19 protein-coding genes and 1 riboswitch are annotated in these 18256 nt (G+C 40.8%); of the genes, 2 read left to right on the top strand and 17 right to left on the bottom strand.

Going from position 1 to position 18256, the window contains the following annotated elements:
* Nucleotides 1–80: 80 nt before the first annotated feature.
* From CSV67_RS10500 to CSV67_RS10490, 3 genes are all read right to left on the bottom strand, one after another.
* On the bottom strand, nt 81–386 hold the full coding sequence (locus CSV67_RS10500) for a hypothetical protein (protein ID WP_099631545.1): 306 nt from the start codon (nt 384–386) through the stop codon (nt 81–83).
* A gap of 148 nt (nt 387–534) precedes the next feature.
* Nucleotides 535–1974 (bottom strand): RecQ family ATP-dependent DNA helicase, encoded by a 1440-nt coding sequence (locus CSV67_RS10495; protein WP_158232922.1) that lies wholly within the window; start codon nt 1972–1974, stop codon nt 535–537.
* Nucleotides 1974–3002, bottom strand: a complete 1029-nt coding sequence (locus CSV67_RS10490; protein WP_099631543.1) for a YpbB family protein — start codon at nt 3000–3002, stop codon at nt 1974–1976. The genes CSV67_RS10495 and CSV67_RS10490 overlap by 1 nt, the downstream gene beginning before the upstream one ends.
* Nucleotides 3003–3115: 113 nt before the next feature.
* On the opposite strand from CSV67_RS10490, the gene CSV67_RS10485 reads away from it, so the two are divergent.
* Entirely contained in the window at nt 3116–3373 is a 258-nt protein-coding gene (locus CSV67_RS10485; RefSeq protein WP_099631542.1) for a ferredoxin, read from the top strand.
* A gap of 372 nt (nt 3374–3745) precedes the next feature.
* On the opposite strand, the gene CSV67_RS10480 is transcribed toward CSV67_RS10485, so the two are convergent.
* The 12 genes from CSV67_RS10480 to CSV67_RS10425 form a co-directional block, all read right to left on the bottom strand.
* Nucleotides 3746–4327, bottom strand: a complete 582-nt coding sequence (locus CSV67_RS10480; RefSeq protein WP_099631541.1) for an ECF transporter S component — start codon at nt 4325–4327, stop codon at nt 3746–3748.
* A gap of 190 nt (nt 4328–4517) precedes the next feature.
* Nucleotides 4518–4652, bottom strand: a riboswitch (FMN riboswitch).
* Nucleotides 4653–4724: 72 nt separating this feature from the next.
* Entirely contained in the window at nt 4725–5924 is a 1200-nt protein-coding gene (locus tag CSV67_RS10475; RefSeq protein WP_099631540.1) for a hypothetical protein, read from the bottom strand.
* Nucleotide 5925: 1 nt separating this feature from the next.
* The gene (locus tag CSV67_RS10470; RefSeq protein ID WP_099631539.1) at nt 5926–6453 is read right to left on the bottom strand and encodes a sigma-70 family RNA polymerase sigma factor; all 528 of its coding nucleotides are present in this window, start codon (nt 6451–6453) and stop codon (nt 5926–5928) included.
* 45 nt (nt 6454–6498) lie between these two features.
* Nucleotides 6499–8289, bottom strand: coding sequence for an ATP-binding protein (locus tag CSV67_RS10465; protein ID WP_099631538.1), 1791 nt, complete (start codon nt 8287–8289; stop codon nt 6499–6501).
* Complete coding sequence (locus CSV67_RS10460; protein WP_085133365.1) at nt 8286–9005, bottom strand: response regulator transcription factor; 720 nt, start codon at nt 9003–9005, stop codon at nt 8286–8288. Before CSV67_RS10460 ends, CSV67_RS10465 begins: the two co-directional genes overlap by 4 nt.
* A gap of 104 nt (nt 9006–9109) precedes the next feature.
* Nucleotides 9110–10294, bottom strand: coding sequence for a c-type cytochrome biogenesis protein CcsB (gene ccsB, locus CSV67_RS10455; protein WP_099631537.1), 1185 nt, complete (start codon nt 10292–10294; stop codon nt 9110–9112).
* The gene (gene resB, locus CSV67_RS10450) at nt 10285–11943 is read right to left on the bottom strand and encodes a cytochrome c biogenesis protein ResB (protein ID WP_099631536.1); all 1659 of its coding nucleotides are present in this window, start codon (nt 11941–11943) and stop codon (nt 10285–10287) included. The genes ccsB and resB overlap by 10 nt, the downstream gene beginning before the upstream one ends.
* A 15-nt stretch (nt 11944–11958) precedes the next feature.
* Nucleotides 11959–12489 (bottom strand): thiol-disulfide oxidoreductase ResA, encoded by a 531-nt coding sequence (gene resA, locus CSV67_RS10445; RefSeq protein ID WP_099631535.1) that lies wholly within the window; start codon nt 12487–12489, stop codon nt 11959–11961.
* Nucleotides 12490–12593: 104 nt separating this feature from the next.
* A complete protein-coding gene (locus tag CSV67_RS10440; protein WP_099631534.1) occupies nt 12594–13325 on the bottom strand; it encodes a pseudouridine synthase in 732 nt (243 codons plus the stop codon).
* 107 nt (nt 13326–13432) lie between these two features.
* Nucleotides 13433–14437, bottom strand: a complete 1005-nt coding sequence (locus tag CSV67_RS10435) for a D-alanyl-D-alanine carboxypeptidase family protein (RefSeq protein ID WP_233192596.1) — start codon at nt 14435–14437, stop codon at nt 13433–13435.
* On the bottom strand, nt 14434–15045 hold the full coding sequence (gene scpB, locus CSV67_RS10430) for an SMC-Scp complex subunit ScpB (RefSeq protein WP_369802714.1): 612 nt from the start codon (nt 15043–15045) through the stop codon (nt 14434–14436). The genes CSV67_RS10435 and scpB overlap by 4 nt, the downstream gene beginning before the upstream one ends.
* Nucleotides 15046–15058: 13 nt before the next feature.
* Nucleotides 15059–15790 carry a segregation/condensation protein A gene (locus CSV67_RS10425; protein WP_099631532.1) on the bottom strand — a complete coding sequence of 244 codons (732 nt, stop codon included), beginning with the start codon at nt 15788–15790 and terminating at the stop codon, nt 15059–15061.
* 37 nt (nt 15791–15827) lie between these two features.
* Between CSV67_RS10425 and CSV67_RS10420 the strand changes: the two genes are divergently transcribed.
* Nucleotides 15828–16337: a DUF309 domain-containing protein gene (locus CSV67_RS10420; RefSeq protein ID WP_099631531.1), complete on the top strand. Its 510-nt coding sequence runs from the start codon at nt 15828–15830 to the stop codon at nt 16335–16337.
* Here CSV67_RS10420 and CSV67_RS10415 read toward each other — a convergent pair.
* Both CSV67_RS10415 and lysA read right to left on the bottom strand, forming a co-directional pair.
* Nucleotides 16334–16708, bottom strand: a complete 375-nt coding sequence (locus CSV67_RS10415) for a GNAT family N-acetyltransferase (RefSeq protein WP_233192595.1) — start codon at nt 16706–16708, stop codon at nt 16334–16336. The two genes, CSV67_RS10420 and CSV67_RS10415, sit on opposite strands and share 4 nt — an antisense overlap.
* Before the next feature lie 180 nt (nt 16709–16888).
* Nucleotides 16889–18214: a diaminopimelate decarboxylase gene (lysA, locus tag CSV67_RS10410; RefSeq protein ID WP_099631530.1), complete on the bottom strand. Its 1326-nt coding sequence runs from the start codon at nt 18212–18214 to the stop codon at nt 16889–16891.
* Nucleotides 18215–18256 lie beyond the last annotated feature (42 nt).

Below are 18256 nucleotides of genomic sequence, written 5' to 3'. Positions count from 1 at the left end.
GCGTTTACTTTGCTTTTGTGTAGTAATTTTCATTAATAGTATAGCAAGATTTCAAGAAAATCCCCACTATTGTACTGCGCTTAGGAAACGGCATGTATGAAATGTGTTGCAGACGGATAAAACCCAACCGACAACTCGACTTTTTCAACAGGTACTTGATCTGGAACATCAGGGGAATAAAGATCCGATAATACATAGAGTAGTATAATAATAGGTATTAAAGTGAAAATCGCCAGAAAAATATTGATGACTTTCACACGACCATATTTTTCTTCTTTCTTCTTTCCATGTACTTCTGCACGGGAAGGAAGTTTATCGACCGTCACTTTTTCTTTAATCTCTTTTCGCTGCTGTTCAAAATCCACTTTATACTGATCGTTTAACATATTTAATTTCTCCTTCACACCGCATAATGTCTGTTGCTATTATATGATGCAATTCCTCTATTCATCCGTGAAAAGTACGTCCGTTCACAAACTCATCTTCTTCTATTATGCCGAATTTTGTCTAGAATGTAAATACACACAGCCTTCTTCAACCTAATAACTGGTGCAGACGTTCATGCCATTGTAACGTTTCAGTTTCTTGTTTAGTTGATGCTTCTGACTTAATCAGCCAGTCATCATCAAGATTTTGACAGTTTGAACAGCAATCCTTTTCTGCCGGCAAAATATTTTCACCGAAAAACTGTACCAATCTTTCACGCAAACAACTATCACTTTTTACATAGCTCTCCATTTCCGCAATTTGCTTCTCTTTCACTTGATATATTTGTTGGATTTGTCGAATAACATTTTCCACATCATATTGTTCCAAATAATAATCAAGTAAACGACTAGCTATTTCCGATAGTCCAGCTTGCTCGGCAGCCAATTGACTCCCCGTGCCTGATTGCAGTAAAGAATGATAATACAAGATTTGCTGTTCATCTGGCAGATCCTCATAAACTATGAACTTTACTTTCTGACTATCACGCTCACTATACAAAAGAGTGACCGCAGCTTTATCCCCGTCACGTCCTGCACGTCCTACTTCTTGAATGTATGCGCTTGGCGTAGCAGGTAGATGTTCATGAATAACTTGCCGGATATCATCTTTATGGATTCCCATACCAAATGCATTGGTAGCACAAATCCACTCGAGCTCACCTTGTATAAATTGTTCTTGAATAATGGATCGTTCATCCTGTTCTTTGCCGCCATGATAACTTGCTGTTGGGATTCCTCTCTCTCGAATTATGGCCGAAAGTTCATCCGCACGTTTTCGTGACGCCACATAAATAACGCCAGGCCCAATCGTCGTAGCTAGTCTTTCACTAATCCACTCAGTCTTTGCCGATTCATTATCCACATGCACAATACGATAGGATATAGCAGGACGATCCATCGGCTGTCGTTGTATGTGAGGATTTCTTAAGCGTAAGTAAGTGATGATGTCCTCTACTACCTTTTTATTCGCAGTAGCAGTTAATGCCAATACAGGTGCTCTTTCTGTGAATGAGAACAGTTCTTTTAGCCGTAAATAGTCGGGCCGAAAGTCAAACCCCCACTCTGAAATACAATGAGCTTCATCTACTACAAAAAAAGCAATATGCAGTTGTTGAACTAGCTGCCGGACATGTTGTTGCATCATCATTTCAGGCGATAAGAAAATAAACTTATACTGCGCCATAGTAGAGAGCGCCAACTCCTTTTCCTTCCTAGATAAAAATGAATTGATAGCGACCACACGTTTTTCTTTATGTTTTCTCAAATTGGCCACTTGATCTTCCATCAACGCAACGAGCGGAGAGATGATGATCACTACTCCTTCAAGCATGTAGGCGGGTAATTGATAGCAAAGTGACTTCCCCATACCCGTTGGAAATATTGCCACAGTATCTCGTCCAGCCAATAACTCCGTAATCACTTCTTGTTGGCCAGGTCGAAATGATTCATAACCAAACTTTTGATGCAATACTTTCTGAAGTTCCATCAGCTCTCTCTCCCTTCCATGATGATGATTAATCGCAGTTGAAAATACGACAATTCCGGGCATTGCTGTTTCAACAAACGCAATCGTTTAGTCTGCAACTGTTCAACATGACGCCAAACCGTAACCATTTGTTCTTTCGTTACAAATTCTTCATATGGAAAGTTATCCATATTGGCCGCTAATTCAATGAAATGATCCTCTATAGTACTCAATTTTAAATTTCGTAGTGAGGCAATTTGCTCCAGCGAATAGCCTCGCTCGTATAGTTTCCGTGTCCGTTCAGCAGATTGCGTCAAATATGTGTCCACTCTGCAGTCCGTTGCTAATTCTGTCAGCAAAGGCATGTTCGGTTGCTGGAGTAGGAAATCGAGCAAGATATGTAATGCTTCTAAATAGTAAAGTTGTATAGTCTTAGCCGATACGTTTAGACTAGCCGCCAGCTGTTCCCAAGTAGACGCGGTAAGCCCGTATCCCGTCAATCGACTAGTCACTATCGTACGTTGCAAATCTGATAATGAGGAATGAATTAGCGCGTGTTCCAATTCTTTTCGCAATGATATGGATAGATTAGTCATGCTATTTGATTGATTACGTAAAAGTCCTTTGATAAATTGCTGGGTAGGCAACTCCTTTTGGATTGGCATGAACATCGTCTCACCGCTGCGTAAATTGGACAACGTCTGTACTAGCAAGGCCAACCGTCTTCCAAACTCTCTTTCACGTCCTCGGTAATTCCAGCCATTAAATCGCCAAATTTCACTACCCGTCGCCATCTGACCTTTTGCTGTCACATAGACGAGTTCATTTATTAAGATCAGTCCGTCAGCCTGCATTCGCTCTAACGCTTGCTGGAATTCGCTTGCCGTCAATTGTGGCAACAATGCATAGTATGATTTAACTTGATAATATTCAACGTCTTGTAACGTCTGCCCTGACCGTTTTCCGCGAAGTATATGATAGACACCTTGCGCTGAACGCTCACCATGGAGGCGTTGAAAGATCGTTAATAAGATTGAATCCAAACTCATTTGCGCGCCCTCCTTGAAGAAATTGCGTATTTTTGTTGAAAAGTGATGAAAACAGCTTTAGAATAGAGTAGATACAAAATAGGTTGAGTGAATGGAAGAAGGGAGAAAGACAAATGTCTAGCAAAAAGTTTACGATTGTCGATCAGGATACGTGTATAGCCTGCGGGGCCTGCGGAGCTGCTGCGCCGGATATCTATGATTATGACGATGAGGGAATTGCATTTGTTATTTTAGATGATAACATGGGAAACACTGAAGTTCCAGAAGAACTGATGGAGGATCTCGAGGATGCATACGATGGCTGCCCTACAGATTCAATTAAAATTGCGGATGAAGCCTTCGAAGGCGATCCATTAAAATATGAAGATTGATTCAGTCCTCACAACACTTCCTCCCATATGGAAGTGTTGTTTTTTATTTGTTGAATAAAATATAGCCGCAACTAGTAAGCGAGTGCATAACAAATTCCCGTATATAGAATAAACTGACGGGATGTTGGGATCAGGATTTTCACTGAAATACGTTCAAAGAGCACAATGCGTAACCCACCGCAGAAAGTGAGTGCACTATGTCCATCCACTACAAACGTAAGTTTCGGTCAAAAAACTCGGTCGACCCCAGCTTGCTCTTTCGGAAAGCGTCTTCAGGTGGCGCTTTCACTCCTTCGTACTCACTTGCCAATCCTCTATTTACAGTAAAAACGCCAGCCTCCCGTATATTCAGGATGACTGGCGTTTATTTGTTTAGAACGATAATTTCTTTTGTTGCTGATTAATCCACTTCTCCATGCTTCTATATAACATCAACGTGATGACTAATAGCATTACGCCTTTGATTAAGTTGAACGGTAAGATCCCCAATACGATCATCTGATACAGCGAATCTCCTGTGACTGCTGGCATACCTAGGAAATATGTGTACATCGGCAAGAACACTAAGTAATTTAATATGCTCATACCTACTGCCATCGCTACTGTACCTGCGATCAAACCTGATGCAAGACCTTTAGCTGAACGATACTTCATAAAGATCCAGTAGATTGGCATAATAAATAATACACCTGTCACAAAGTTTGCGACTTCCCCTACCGGTACGCCTGTTGGACTTCCTGATAAGAACCAATGCATGACGTTTTTCAATAACTCTACGCCTATACCTGCAACAGGTCCCATTGTCATGATAGCCAGTACAGCAGGAATCTCACTGAAATCGATCTTCAAAAATCCAGGCATTGCCGGGATTGGAAAGTTGAACTGCATTAACACAGTTGAAATACTTCCCAAAATAGCCACCAAAATTAGCTTACGTAACTTCTTATTATTCATTTGTTCCTCTCTCCTTTTGCGATTCACTTCAAAAGAGGAAAGGCTGGCTCATCCATTGTTCCGCTAAAAATCCCTAAAGCAAATTATGCTTTAGGGAGAATAAAATGCACTGTTAAGAACAGATAAATCACACAAACTTATCCGTCAGGTAACAAGCACCACTTTTGCGTACACAAAAAGATGGCTGCACCTTCACCTTCTCCCATCCAGACTATACTGTCGGCTCCGGAATCTCACCAGAATCAGCTGTTAAGCTCGCGGGCTAAAAGTAGTATTCTACTTCATTTCCGCCGGTCGGGAATTACACCCTGCCCCGAAGATGAATCAATATTTAGTTATGAACCTATTATAACGCAAAAAAACTGTTTTGTAAACTTCACAAGTTTACAAAACAGAATTATTCGTTAATTAAATACTTTGGATTTACACCAATGGGTTTTTCCAATGGCTGAGTGAAATCAAATCCCATCCATTGTTCTTGTGCGACTCGTTCGAATTTTACGTAGTTATCGAAACTTGCCGCTGTCATCAAAATGCCTTCTATCAATTGCAGCGCTTCTTCTTGTTGCATCTTTTCTAAATCAAGTACTTCAGTGAATTTCACGTTAACCATATCTTTTTCTACTTTAACCGTGAAGTCAATTCCTTCAGGGACCACAGTCGAATACATATCATTCGGTGACTTTTTCATGTCAATCAATGCTTGCTCTACCGTAGGGGAAGTTTTGCCGAAATTAGTGGACAGTACTACTTCCCCATCTGACTTCATGTATCGATAGTATGCTTGATGCGAAACCGTACCTAACAAAGTGATCGGTTCCTCTACTTGACCTACTTGATCCAATGTAATTGCAGAAGCATCTTCTTGTAGCCACACGATTTCATCATACCCTTGAAACGTATCTAGTAGAGACAAATTTAACATCTCAAGTGTCGCACTCGACACGTCATAAGTATGATCTGTGGCAAACTTCATTTGAACTTGATGACCATGTGAAGAAATGATCGCTTTATAAGGATGATATTCTATAAATCCAAGCGCCTCTTCATCTATTTTATTTGCATACTCGTTATAAAGTGTCACTGCATCCGAAGAGCCTCCTAAGCGTTCATGCAAGCTTTCATTCGGTAGTAGGAACGTAACTGGAACAACGGTCGCCTGATCGGTAACAAGGCCAATATGAAACGCTGTGTGATCCACGACATTAGCAGGATAGGCCGCGTACGACAGTGGTGCTGTGACCTGCCTTGTAAACACAGATGCATCACTTGCTTCGCTCGATTGCATTTCTTCATTACTCTCCATCTTGATAGCATCAGCTGAATCTTCCGTCGTTGCTTTATCCATTGATACTTCATTATTCTGTTGAATGAATACCGGCAGGATGATGGTGAGCAATAAAATCGCCGCAACAATTGCAATAAGTGAAGACCATTTAGGTTTGAAAGGCTTTTTTATAGGCTGATTCGCTCCAGAAAGTCTTGAATCACTTTTTAACCGCTGCAAAATCTCATCTTTAGAACGCTGATCTTTCACGACCGGCATGTCACGTAAACGTTTCTCGAGATTGTCTTCATTCCATTTATCTCTGCTCATGTCATCTATCCTCCCTGACCGAACGTGCTTCCAATTTCGCCTTTAATGCTTTGATTGCCCGATGTTGTGTTGTTTTCACTTTGCTTTCGGTCCAGCTTAAAACCTCAGCCGTTTCAGCAATCGATAGATCCTGGAAGAACCGCATAAGGATGACTATTTTCTGATCACCCGTACATGTGTGTAACGCTTCAAGCACTTGTTTCTGCTCTTCGCCCGCTTCCACTAAATGTTCGGGCGAGTGGTCTATTGAAATTAATTGCTCTGTTTCCCAATTGAAATGAATATTTGTATGTTTCATGCTGGTCGATTGTTTTCGGAAAAAGTCGATGGAGACATTTTTCGCAATCGCAAATAACCAAGTTTTCTCAGAACTCTTCCCTTCAAAACGGCCGTATGATTTGAGAACACGCACATATACCTCGTGCATCAAATCTTCCGCTACCTCCCGATTGCGAGTCAAATAAGTGAGGAAGTTGAATACGTCACGGTTATAGTCTTCATATAATCGTTGAAAAACGGAGTCATCCATTCAATCCCCTCGCTCTATAGTAGTCGTTTCAATCTAAGAGAAGTTTCATGTGTTTAGTGCATCAAATGGTAGTGAACAAATAAAGATGGTTCCTTTTTCATCTCCACGTGTCGCTAAAATCGAACCGTTATGGGCTTCCATAATATTTTTTGCGATTGCCAAACCAAGTCCTGTTCCGCCTTTTCCTCTTGTTCTAGCTTTATCCGCCTTATAGAAACGCTCAAAAACAAATGGCAAATCTTTTTCAGGAATACCGACACCTGTATCAGCTACTGTTATATCAAGCATTCCGGTAGACCGGTAGACGGATAGCGTCACCGCTCCACCGTCCGGAGTATGACGAATGGCATTGTCAATCAAATTAGTGAATACTTGCTCCAGACGATCTTCATCAGCCGTTATCATTAGGGTATTCAACTCATCTGTTTTCAAAGACAAGTCCACTTTCGCATCTTTTGCCACTTGTGAGAATTTTGTCACTATACGTTCTAAAAACTCCACAATTGAGAGGGGGCTTTTATTCAGTTGAATATAGCCTGACTCCATTCTTGCTAAATTCAACAAGTCCGTGACGAGACGGCTCATACGCTTGGATTCATCATGAATAATCTGGACCATTTCCATACGTTCTTCTTCAGTGCTCACTACATCATCTATGATGGCTTCACTGTATCCTTGCAACATCGAAATGGGTGTTCGTAATTCATGCGATACGTTTGCGATGAAATCCGAACGTAATTTATCCAGTTTATGTTGTTCCGTCATATCACGAAATACTGCCACCGCTCCACGGATACTATTTTCACTATATAAAGGGCTAATAGAGATCACATAAAACTGTCCGCCCAATTCCAACTCGTCTTCCACTTCCTCTGCGAATGAAATGGCATGCTCAAGCATATGGAAAACTTCTTTAGGCAATGGATGATGATTTTTTTGATTGTACCCATACCATTTCTTCAACAGCAACTCAGCTTGCGGGTTCTTCAAAAGAATTGAATAATCTTGATTAAACGTCACGACTGCATCTGTCATAGATGTAAGAATGCTGGAAAGCTGTTCTTTCTCCTGCTTAATCAATTCAATATTATATTTCAGTTGACGTCCCATCTGATTGAATGCAGTTGCTAACTGACCAATTTCGTCTTTTTGCGCAACAGGTAAATGTGTATCGAAATTTCCTTTAGACAACTCAAACGCCGCTTGTTTCATCTTACGCAATGGCAAGGTAATCCGCGTAGATAAGAAAAATGCAAAGAATGTAGTCAAAATAAACGCGATGAATGCGGAGAGGAAGACAATATTGGTTGTACTTTTCGTCGTACGGTGCACGGCATCGAGGCTTTGATACATGAGTACACTCGCTTGCTCACCACTAGCTTGTTCGAATGGATAGGATAGAATCAAAAATTGCTCCATGACGTCTTGCTCAGTCAATGAAGGCAGTATCATTTCTTTCATTTTTTGCTTCCCAAGTTCCGGTAACTCATATAAACTGCTTTCGGACAGCAATTTATCTTCAATCTCCTCTTTACTTGGGGACGTATGAAATGAATACAAAATATCACCTTGTTGATCCACTACAATGGCATTCGTCTCCATGTCGAGAATATCCTCTATAATTTGGTGCATGGAATCGGCCGTTTGTCCGCTCTGATCATTGACAATTTTACTGATGGTGGCTGCTTCCCTTTGCAAAGATTCTTCTGCTTGTTTCGTATGGAAATTATCTAGAAACTCGAGTAGGAACAGTGTCACGATAAACAAGACAAAGGAAACGAGAAGCAATATGGTGGCCCATAGCTTCCCGACAATTGAATTCCATATTCTCATCATTCGTTTGGAACCTCGAACTTATATCCGACACCCCAAACGGTGACAATCATTTTCGCTGCTCTTTCTGAAACACGGCTCAATTTTTCACGTAGCCGTTTGACGTGTGTATCCACTGTACGCAAATCTCCAAAGAATTCGTAATGCCATACTTCTTTTAGCAATTGTTCACGATCGAATACTTTGTCCGGTGATTTCGCTAGGAAATATAATAACTCATATTCTTTCGGTGTTAAATTAACTTCTTTACCTTCAGCTGTGACACGGTGAGCGTCATGATCGATCGTCAGCTGCGGGAAGACGACTAAGTCTTTCGATGTTGTGTTAGACGATACATTCGGGAATGCAACTGAACGTCTGAGCATAGCTTTTACGCGTAAGACTACTTCTCTTGGGCTGAATGGTTTCACGATGTAATCATCTGCACCGCTTTCAAACCCGCTTACACGGTCTGCTTCCTCACCTTTTGCTGTCAATAAAATAACAGGTGTCATAATTTTATTTTCACGCAGTTCAGCTAATACTTCCATGCCATCTTTCTCAGGCATCATCACGTCGAGCAGTATACAATCGTATTGTCCAGCAAACACTTTTTCTAACGCATCGGCTCCATCGACCGCTTCTTCAATTTCATAACCTTCCCTAGATAAATACATATTCAACAGGCGACGAATGCGATCCTCGTCATCCACCACTAAGAGCTTCACAGTTTCTTCCACAATTCATTACCCCTTTCGACAACCTTCTAACACCATTGTACAATTACTGACCTATAAAAAGAAATAAAAAGACTGCATGACAATGAATGTCATGCAGTCGAAGATTATGCGTATGAGTGTAAACCTGCAATAATTAAATTTACAGCAATTAAGTTGAACATGATGATAACAAATCCGATTACAGCAAGCCATGCAGACTTTTTACCTTCCCAACCTTTTGATAAACGCAAGTGAAGGAATGCAGCATAGAACAACCATGTAATGAGTGCCCACACTTCTTTCGGATCCCAACCCCAGAATCGTGACCAGGCTTCATGTGCCCAAATCATGGCGAATATCAACGCCCCGAGGGTAAAGACTGGAAAACCAATCAATACAGCACGATAGCCAATTTCATCCATAAGTTGAGAATTCGCCTTCTTCGCTAACGGTTGGAATACCGCGGCAAGAGGCTTGCGTGCGATTAGGCGTAATAATACGTAAAGCACTGACCCTACAGCTATAGACCAAACAAGAGAAGACAGTTTTTGTGCATTGATAATCGGAGGCAATTCAACCCAAGGTGTCATTTTCTCCGGTGTCATAGCTTCATACTCATTCATTCCGAATAATGGAGGTATGTGATACGTAATTTCCGCTGGTGCCTCATCCTTATCTATATACGTGAATTCTGCTTCATAGTTCATGACGTTGAAAGTCGTTGAAGATACAACAAAACCAAGAACTAGAACTAACGTATACATAACCGCTTCTATCCAAAAGCGTGATTTAGATTTTTTTGTCATATCGATATTCTTCACTAAGAATACAAGACCCGCTATCGCACTGATCGCCAGGATCGATTCACCAATAACCGTCGTAATTACGTGAATGAACAACCATTTACTTTGAAGCGCGGGAATTAGTGGAGTGACTTCCGTTGGGAACATCGTTGCATATGAAATAATAATAATCGCAACTGGCAACGCAAATAATCCAAGTGATGGTGTTCGGTAAATAATATATAACATGATGAATGCCCCAACGAGCATCATGCCGAACGCAGTTGTAAACTCGAACATATTACTAAGCGGTGCATGACCTGACGCAGCCCATCTTGTAAAGAAATAGCCCAAGTGAGAAAGGAACCCGATGATAGTAATAACTAAACCGATCGTTCCCCACTTACTATTATGATAAGCTTTTTCTGATTTCGACTTTTTTATAGCGCCCCCAAAAAAGAGCGTCGCTACTAAATAAGCAACAAATGAAACAAATAATAAGTTACTACTAATGGTAACTAAGTCCATATTTCCTCGTCCCCTTCCTGTTCCGGCTTGTCCAACTCAGGATCCTGACGATCTATATAAGCAGGCAAGTCTGCTGTTTCTCGTAATGTATCCAGCTCTTTACGCAATGAGAACCAGTTTTTGTTCGTATGTGCAGCAATCAATAGATGTCCTTCTGTATCTTCTTGGATCCATACTCTGCGGTGTTGCCAGTACATACCTTGAATAACACCAATCATAAATACTAGACCACCGAGTAAGAGGATATATAAAGTTTTGTCTTTGCGAATTGTTAAACCGGAAATGTTTCGAGTCTCCGCAGCTGCAAACTTAATCGCATAGTCGTTCTCTTCTACTTCTAGCGTTTGACGAATTGCAACGAAACTCTTTTCACCTTCTGGCTTATCCGGTGTGTTCATTTGAAAAATGAATGCTGGATTATTGGGAACAGGTGACTTTGAATAGGGTTCCCCGTCTTTAATTCCATCATAATCCGGATAAAAACCTAGCATATTGACAGTAGATCCATTTCCAAGATCATATACTTTCGCCGGATCACTTAAATTCACCGTGAATTCTCCCAGAGATTCTTCAGAAGATTTATTCACCAAATGAAATGTCATGTTTTTAAGCTCGTCCAGTTTATAATCCATCTGGAAAACATTGTATCCATCAAACTTCAATGGTTTGTTTACATTGATAGCGTAATCTTTCACTTTTTTAAGGCTTTCACTACCAGGTAGTGCTCCCTCATCTTGTTTATACAACGTAACATCTGTTGTATACGATTTAGCAATCATACCGTTTTTCTCCAACGCCTCACCGAATACTTCCGCTGCTTCTTCTTTTGTATAATTCTCTAACGTGAACTTTTTATTTTCAAGTACATAACCCGGTGCTCCAACGATATTACGTGTTTCTCCTTCACGAAGCCACATCGCTTCGTCAACATAAAACCCCGGAATTCCTCTTAGCAAAACACCAGAAATGAAAATAATTAATCCGACGTGGTTAACATATGGGCCCCAGCGTGAGAAACGATTTTTTTCAGCTAAAATCGCACCATTTTCCCTCTTCACATTGTAACGCATTGCTTGTAGTTTCTCTTCTGCTTTTGCAAGTGATTCTTTCGTATTTCGGACATCGCCTTCTCCGAAAATCCGCTGACGCTTCATAAAGGAAGGATGACGCCGTGTACGTTGCTTTTTAAGTGATTTATAAAGAGGAACCACACGGTCAATACTTGCGATGATAATAGACGTTGCAAGCATACCGACTAGTACTTTAAACCACCAGCTATTATACATATCATAAAATCCTAGCTCATAATAAAGCTTTCCTACCGTACCATACAGACGCTCATAGTATTCCAAATAGCCTTCCGGCGTAGTGGCAGGTACATAGAACTTCTGCGGAAAGATGGTTCCAATTGCTGACGCGATTAATACCGCTGCAATAATACTGACACCAATCTTCACACTGGAGAAGAAGTTCCAAATTTTATCGATAATGGAACTCTTATAGGTTTGGGATCTTCTAGAAGATCCCTCGTAGCGCATATCTACAATATCACTTTTCTTTGCTTTTTCAGATAAGGGACGACCACACTTCTCACAAAGCTCTGTACCATAAGGATTTTCATGCCCGCATTGGCATTTGATTTTGCTCATTGAGTAACAATCTCCTTACTTTGGTTGAATGCTTTCTAAATACTCGTAAATTTGCTGTTCTGTCATTCCCTGTTTAATGACTTTCGTAATCTTTCCTTCTGAATTGATGAGGAAAGTTGTAGGTAATGGTTTGATATTATACAAATCCATAACAGTTTTGTTCTTATCCCATAACATCGGGAATGAAAGGTCCATGTCGTCTCTAAAAAGTTCTATTTTCACTTTTGGTTCTCCTACGTTGACAGTCAGGATATGTACACCCTTCGCTTCAAAGTCTTTATAGAGATCCTCCATATGAGGCATTTCCTTTTTACAAGGTGGACACCATGTGCCCCAGAAATTCAGGAATACGCCTTGCCCTTTGTAATCCGACAACTGATGTTTATTACCTTCTAAATCTACAAGCTCAAAATCAGGCGCTGTATCCCCTTCCGCCAAAACTTTCACTTTATCTTTTGAAGTAATTGCGTAGACAATAATCGCAGCTAAAATTAATAGAAGGGCTGTTCTGCTAATTAGCCTGATAGTCTTTTTATTTTTGGCCAATCATATAACCTCCTGTCTAATTTATGTTCCAACTGCTATTATAGCAAAACATAAAATCAGTTGGCCCGGCACTAGTGATAGGTTTGTGAACTTTTGACACTTTCTTAGCCGATCTTTCCTGTTTCTGCTAACACGCGTAGTTGTTTCAATTCATGCCTCGTTAGTTTACGCGCTTCTCCGGCATTCAATCCGCGAGTTGTCAAGTTAGCAAACTCTTCACGCTTTAATTTTTGCACGGGACAATTAATTGCATCGAACATTCTTCTGACTTGACGGTTACGCCCTTCATGGATTGTGATCTCGACAATCGCAGAATTCGTTTTTTTATCTGAGCTCGTCATTTTCACACGTGCAGGAGCAGTACTTCCGTCTTCTAGTTCGATTCCTGTCTCCAATTTCTTGAGATCATCACGAGAAGGAATTCCTTTTACTTTAGCCACATATTTCTTTTTAATTTCGAATTTTGGATGAGTCATTAAATACGAGAAATCTCCATCGTTCGTCATCAGCAATACGCCTGATGTATCGTAGTCCAGTCTACCGACAGGGAATATTCTCTGGCTGACTTCAGGAATTAGATCCATTACGGTTTTACGACCTTTTTCATCATCTACAGTCGAGATATAACCGCGTGGTTTATAAAGTAAATAATAGACAGGTGTTTCTTTTGTCAGTTGAACGCCTTCTACTTCAATTGTGTCCATTCTGCTAACTTTTGTGCCTAGTTCCGTTATGACTTTACCATTCACTTTAACTAAACCGTCCAATATTAGTTTTTCTGACTTTCTTCTTGATGCTACGCCGGCTTGTGCCAATACCTTTTGTAATCTTTCCATGGGTTCCTCCTTGATGTTACATACTGAAAAAATTATGTCACACTTTGAGGCAAATGAAAAGAAGACTGACCTGTGTAGGACAATCTTCGAAATAGTGTGTTTTCTATTCACTTTTCGGTCACGATATCTACCGCTACCGTCTTAATGGGTTCTGTACCTAAATAAATAGACCAATAGCCTTTTTTCTGTTGTTCATCTGCTTGTGGAATCTGTAACACATTGGACAACATTTTTTTCTCTTTTTTCGTTAGAAGTACTTTAACAGATAGATCTAACTTTGCGGTCATATGAGGAAATACTTGATACTTCCCTTTTTTCACTGCTGTATACGATTGATATTCGGAAAATACTTGCTGAGATAACTGTTTATGGACTTGCCAATCGTCTCCATTATTTAGCGTAACGACAATGACAGACTTGCCATCCTTTTCAAAATAAGTAGCTAATGTACGTCCCGCTGCTTTTGTGAAACCTGTTTTGCCTGCAACAGCAGTAGGTTCAGATAGCACTAGGCGATGTTTGTTCTGCCAACTGTTTTTACCATGTTCCGTTTCAAAAGGATAGTTCTTTGTTGAAGCTATTTTACGGAATTCCGGATTCTTCATGGCAAAGTACAACATTTTAGCCGTGTCATATGCAGACGCCAGATGATGGTCACCGTGCAAACCGGACGGATTCATAAAATGCGTCTGCTCCAATCCGTGACTTTGCGCCAATTCATTCATTAAATAGACGAATCCTTCAAGTGACCCACCTGCATGTTCAGCCAGTGCCGACGCTGCATCATTACCTGAACGAAGCATGAGGCCGTATAACAGATTTTTCGTCTTCATTACTTGACCCGTTTCGAGATAAATAGATGACCCTTCTGCCGTTGCGGCATCTGAGGAAATGACCGTCTCTTCTTCATGGGGCTTTAACTCCAAAAAAGTATAAGCCGTCCACATTTTAGTTAAACTTGCGATGGGTAGTGGTTCATGTTCATTTGATCCCATCAACAACCTACCATTCTCTCCATCTATCACTGCAAAAGACGAACCTGCCGCCTGACTACTTACGGGATTCATCAATAATCCAACTATCAGTAGAACGATGACCAAAATCTTTCTCAAGCATCATGTCCTCCTTCTTCTGTAATGGAAAATGCCTCTTGGAATTTTGTCATGAATAAATCCGTTTCCTCCGATGTTTCCTGTTCTTCGTCAAGTGACAGTGGGGGCATATCTTCGAGCGATGTCAGTCCAAAACGATCTAGGAAAAAAGTTGTCGTACCATATAAGATAGGCCGGCCAGGTCCATCCATGCGCCCTACTTCCTCTACGAAGCCTTTACCTGCCAATGAAGACAATGCACGCTCAGACTTTACACCACGCAAGTCATCGATCTCTACGCGCGTTACAGGTTGTTTGTAAGCAATGATGGCAAGCACCTCGAGTGCCGCTTGTGTAAACGTAGACGGTTTTGGATCTTCTAACATTCTTTTGATGTCATCTGCCCATTCACTCTTCGTCATTAAGCGGAAACTTCCGCCATAACTTTTTAACGTTATGCCACGTGTGTCATCTTCGTCATATGCCTCTTGTAACAAATTCAGTACTTGTTCTGCTTTTTGCTCTCCGCATTTTAACAATGTGGCTAACTGTGCAAGAGTTAACCCCTCTTCACCTGCAACGAATAAAAAACTTTCCGTCATCCCAATGAAACGGGTTTCGATGTCCATTCCTATCATCCCTTCAGATCAACGAGATTCGTAATTCTTCAAAATTATTACTTTGTCGTACTTTCACTTCTTGCAATTTCATTAGTTCGAGCAATGATAAAAATGTTAATACGAGCTCAGGTACAGTTGTCGTTTCAAAAAGTGCATGGAAATCACATTCTCCACCACATAGTTCTAACTTACTCATGATCGATGACATCTTATCCCCGACAGATTGTTCAGATTTTGTTATACTCGCTGTAAGAGGCAGCTTGAGTTTCTTTCTGTGTAGCATTTTCTGAAATGCACCAATCAAGTCAAAAACATTTAGCTGATCTTCCGTCTCGGTTACAAGCGGTTCACCATAATCCGTTAAGTCTTCAGGCTCCTTGGTGAAATGCTCATCGCGATATGCTGCGGATTCACGAAGAGAGTTGGCCGCTTCTTTAAACTTTCGATATTCCATTAATCGAGCAATCAATTCTTCACGCGGGTCTTCCTCATAACCGAATTCTTCGATGAACGCTTCTTCTTCATTGACCGGCAACAGCATTTTGCTTTTTACTTCAAGCAACGTCGCTGCCAGTACAAGGTATTCACTTAATTCATCCAATCGAAGAACGCGCATGGCATGCAAATGTTCTATGTACTGCTGTGTTAGCTCCGCCATGGGGATGTCATAAATATCAATTTCGAGCCGATTGATCAAATGCAATAACAGATCAAGCGGTCCTTCGAAGACTTCGAGTTTTACACTATAACTCATTTTCACCAACCTACCTAACCAGAAAGGAATGATTCGGATGCACCCTTACTACCATCCTCTTTTTCTACAGTTTATTGTGTATTTCAATGACAATCAAGATTATTTCGAGTGCCATGAAGTGCTGGAGGAATATTGGAAAGAACAAGAGAACTTTTCAAAAGACCATCCGCTAACAGGCTATATTCTTATGGCTACTGGATTATATCATTGGCGCAGAGGAAATACAGCAGGTGCTTCGCGTACTTTGAACAAAGCCATCACACGCTTCCGCGAGATGCCTGTACAATTTGATGACTATCTTAAAGAAGTGTCTATTGCTGAAATCATCATGCAGCTAGAGCATTGTCTTACACGCATTGAAACAGGTGAAGATTTCTATTCATTCCAGCTTCCAATCTCTCCAGGGTTGCAAGTGGAAGCAGAGAAATCCAAGCCACGGATGGTATTACTACCTAAAAACAGCACGTCTGTTATTCATAAGCATATGCAACGAGACAGGTCAGATATTCTTTTACAACGTGAAGAAAAGAAGAAGGGCAGCCGTTAAAGATCTGCGCCTTCTTCTTTTCTTAAACAACTTTGTATAAATGGCTCTGTAAAGTCCGTGCTTTTACAGCCGTATCCTGGATAGATCTCCTGCAATTCCTTCACCATCTTAAAGGCAATTCCTTCTCCACGAAAAGATGGGTTGACCGAAATATGCTGAATAGTGTACACCTTGTCATGGTCGTTGACTTCTACCCCTATTAATCCGATGTAATCTTCTGCTTCTTTGTAAAGAAATAGCTGCCACTGTTCGTCACACAGATATTGCTGAACAGTCTCTTGTAATTTGCATAACATCTTCTCACTAGGGATATAAGATAAAAAGCCCATAGCAATTTTCTCTTGTGCCTTCTTAAATCGAATAAGATTCAATAGTAACCCCTTCTTTTCAGAAATCCTTTGTACAGTTTACACCATTACACCGTTTTCTTCAACTCGCGCATTATTTATAACGCGGATCAATTACAGGAACAACAAAATACCAATAGATGACTCCCCAAATTATAGCCATCGCAACAATTGAAACGAAAAGAATGACATTTTTCTTTTTCATCAGAAACTCTCCTTCACATCTGATTGCAACGGAAGGTCTAATTTAATGATGTCTTCGTAAGTTTCGCGTCTTACCACTAACTGATGTTGCCCTTTTTCTACAAAGACAACGGCAGGTCGAGGCAAACGGTTATAATTGCTGGCCATGGAGTACGTGTAGGCTCCTGTACAAAAGACAGCTAGTAAATCACCGGTTTCCACTTTGGGCAAATGGGCTTTTTCAATTAACTTATCACCTGACTCACAGCACTTCCCTGCAACTGTCCATTGCTGGTCATGTGGTTCGTTCATCCGGTTCGCAAGTGCACTAGAATAGTGCGCGTCATATAAAGCCGGGCGAATATTATCAGACATTCCGCCATCTACTGCTACGTATGTACGGACACCCGGCACAACTTTCGTGCTGCCAGCAGAATAAATGGTCGTTCCTGCATCTCCGACAAGCGAGCGGCCGGGTTCAATCCAAATTTCAGGAATTGGATATTCATATTCCTCTGCCATCTTTTTCACTACATCTGCCATTTCCTCTACATAGACAGCTGGCTCAAGCGGCGTATCTTCTTCAGTATAGCGAATACCAAATCCTCCACCCAGATTTAAGACCGGACAGATAAATTGATAATTCTTTCGCCACTCAACCATTCTTTCCATCAACACTTCTGCTGCAAATTTGAATGCATCGGTTTCAAAAATCTGCGAGCCTATATGACAATGCATGCCAAGGAAATGAATATATTGATGATCGTGCAAAACTAGGAATGCTTGATTCGTTTGACCATTTTTCAAATCAAAACCAAACTTTGAATCTTCCTGACCTGTAGTAATATAGTCGTGTGTATGTGCTTCAATGCCCGGTGTTACACGGATTAAGACATTCATTGTTTGCTTTCGCTCGTCCGCAATTTCTTTGATCATGTCGATTTCTAAGAAATTGTCGACTACGATGCATCCAATTTTCTCTTCAAATGCATATACTAGTTCTTCTCTGCTTTTATTATTGCCATGGAAATGAATCCGCTCACGTGGGAATCCTGCGGCTACAGCCGTATACAATTCTCCACCTGAAACAACATCAAGAGACAATCCTTGCTGTTCTGCCAGTTGATAAATCGCGATTGAAGAAAAGGCTTTACTCGCATACGCAACTTGTGCTTTAATATCTTTTTTTTCAAAAGTTTCTTTAAATGCCTGCGCACGCTCTTTGAATAACTCTGTATCATAGACCATAACCGGTGTTCCGTATTGTGTAGCCAGTTCTGAAACGTCCACTCCACCGATTGTCAGATGACCGTTTTCATTCACTGCCTGTGTTCCATAAAGATGCATGTCCCATACCCCTCCCGAATTCTTTCAGATAACTTTATCACA

This window comes from Sporosarcina sp. P2, from assembly GCF_002743255.1.
Lineage (GTDB): Bacteria > Bacillota > Bacilli > Bacillales_A > Planococcaceae > Sporosarcina.
Note: the sequence above shows the minus strand (reverse complement) of the source record. Positions and strands in the feature narration are given on the sequence as shown.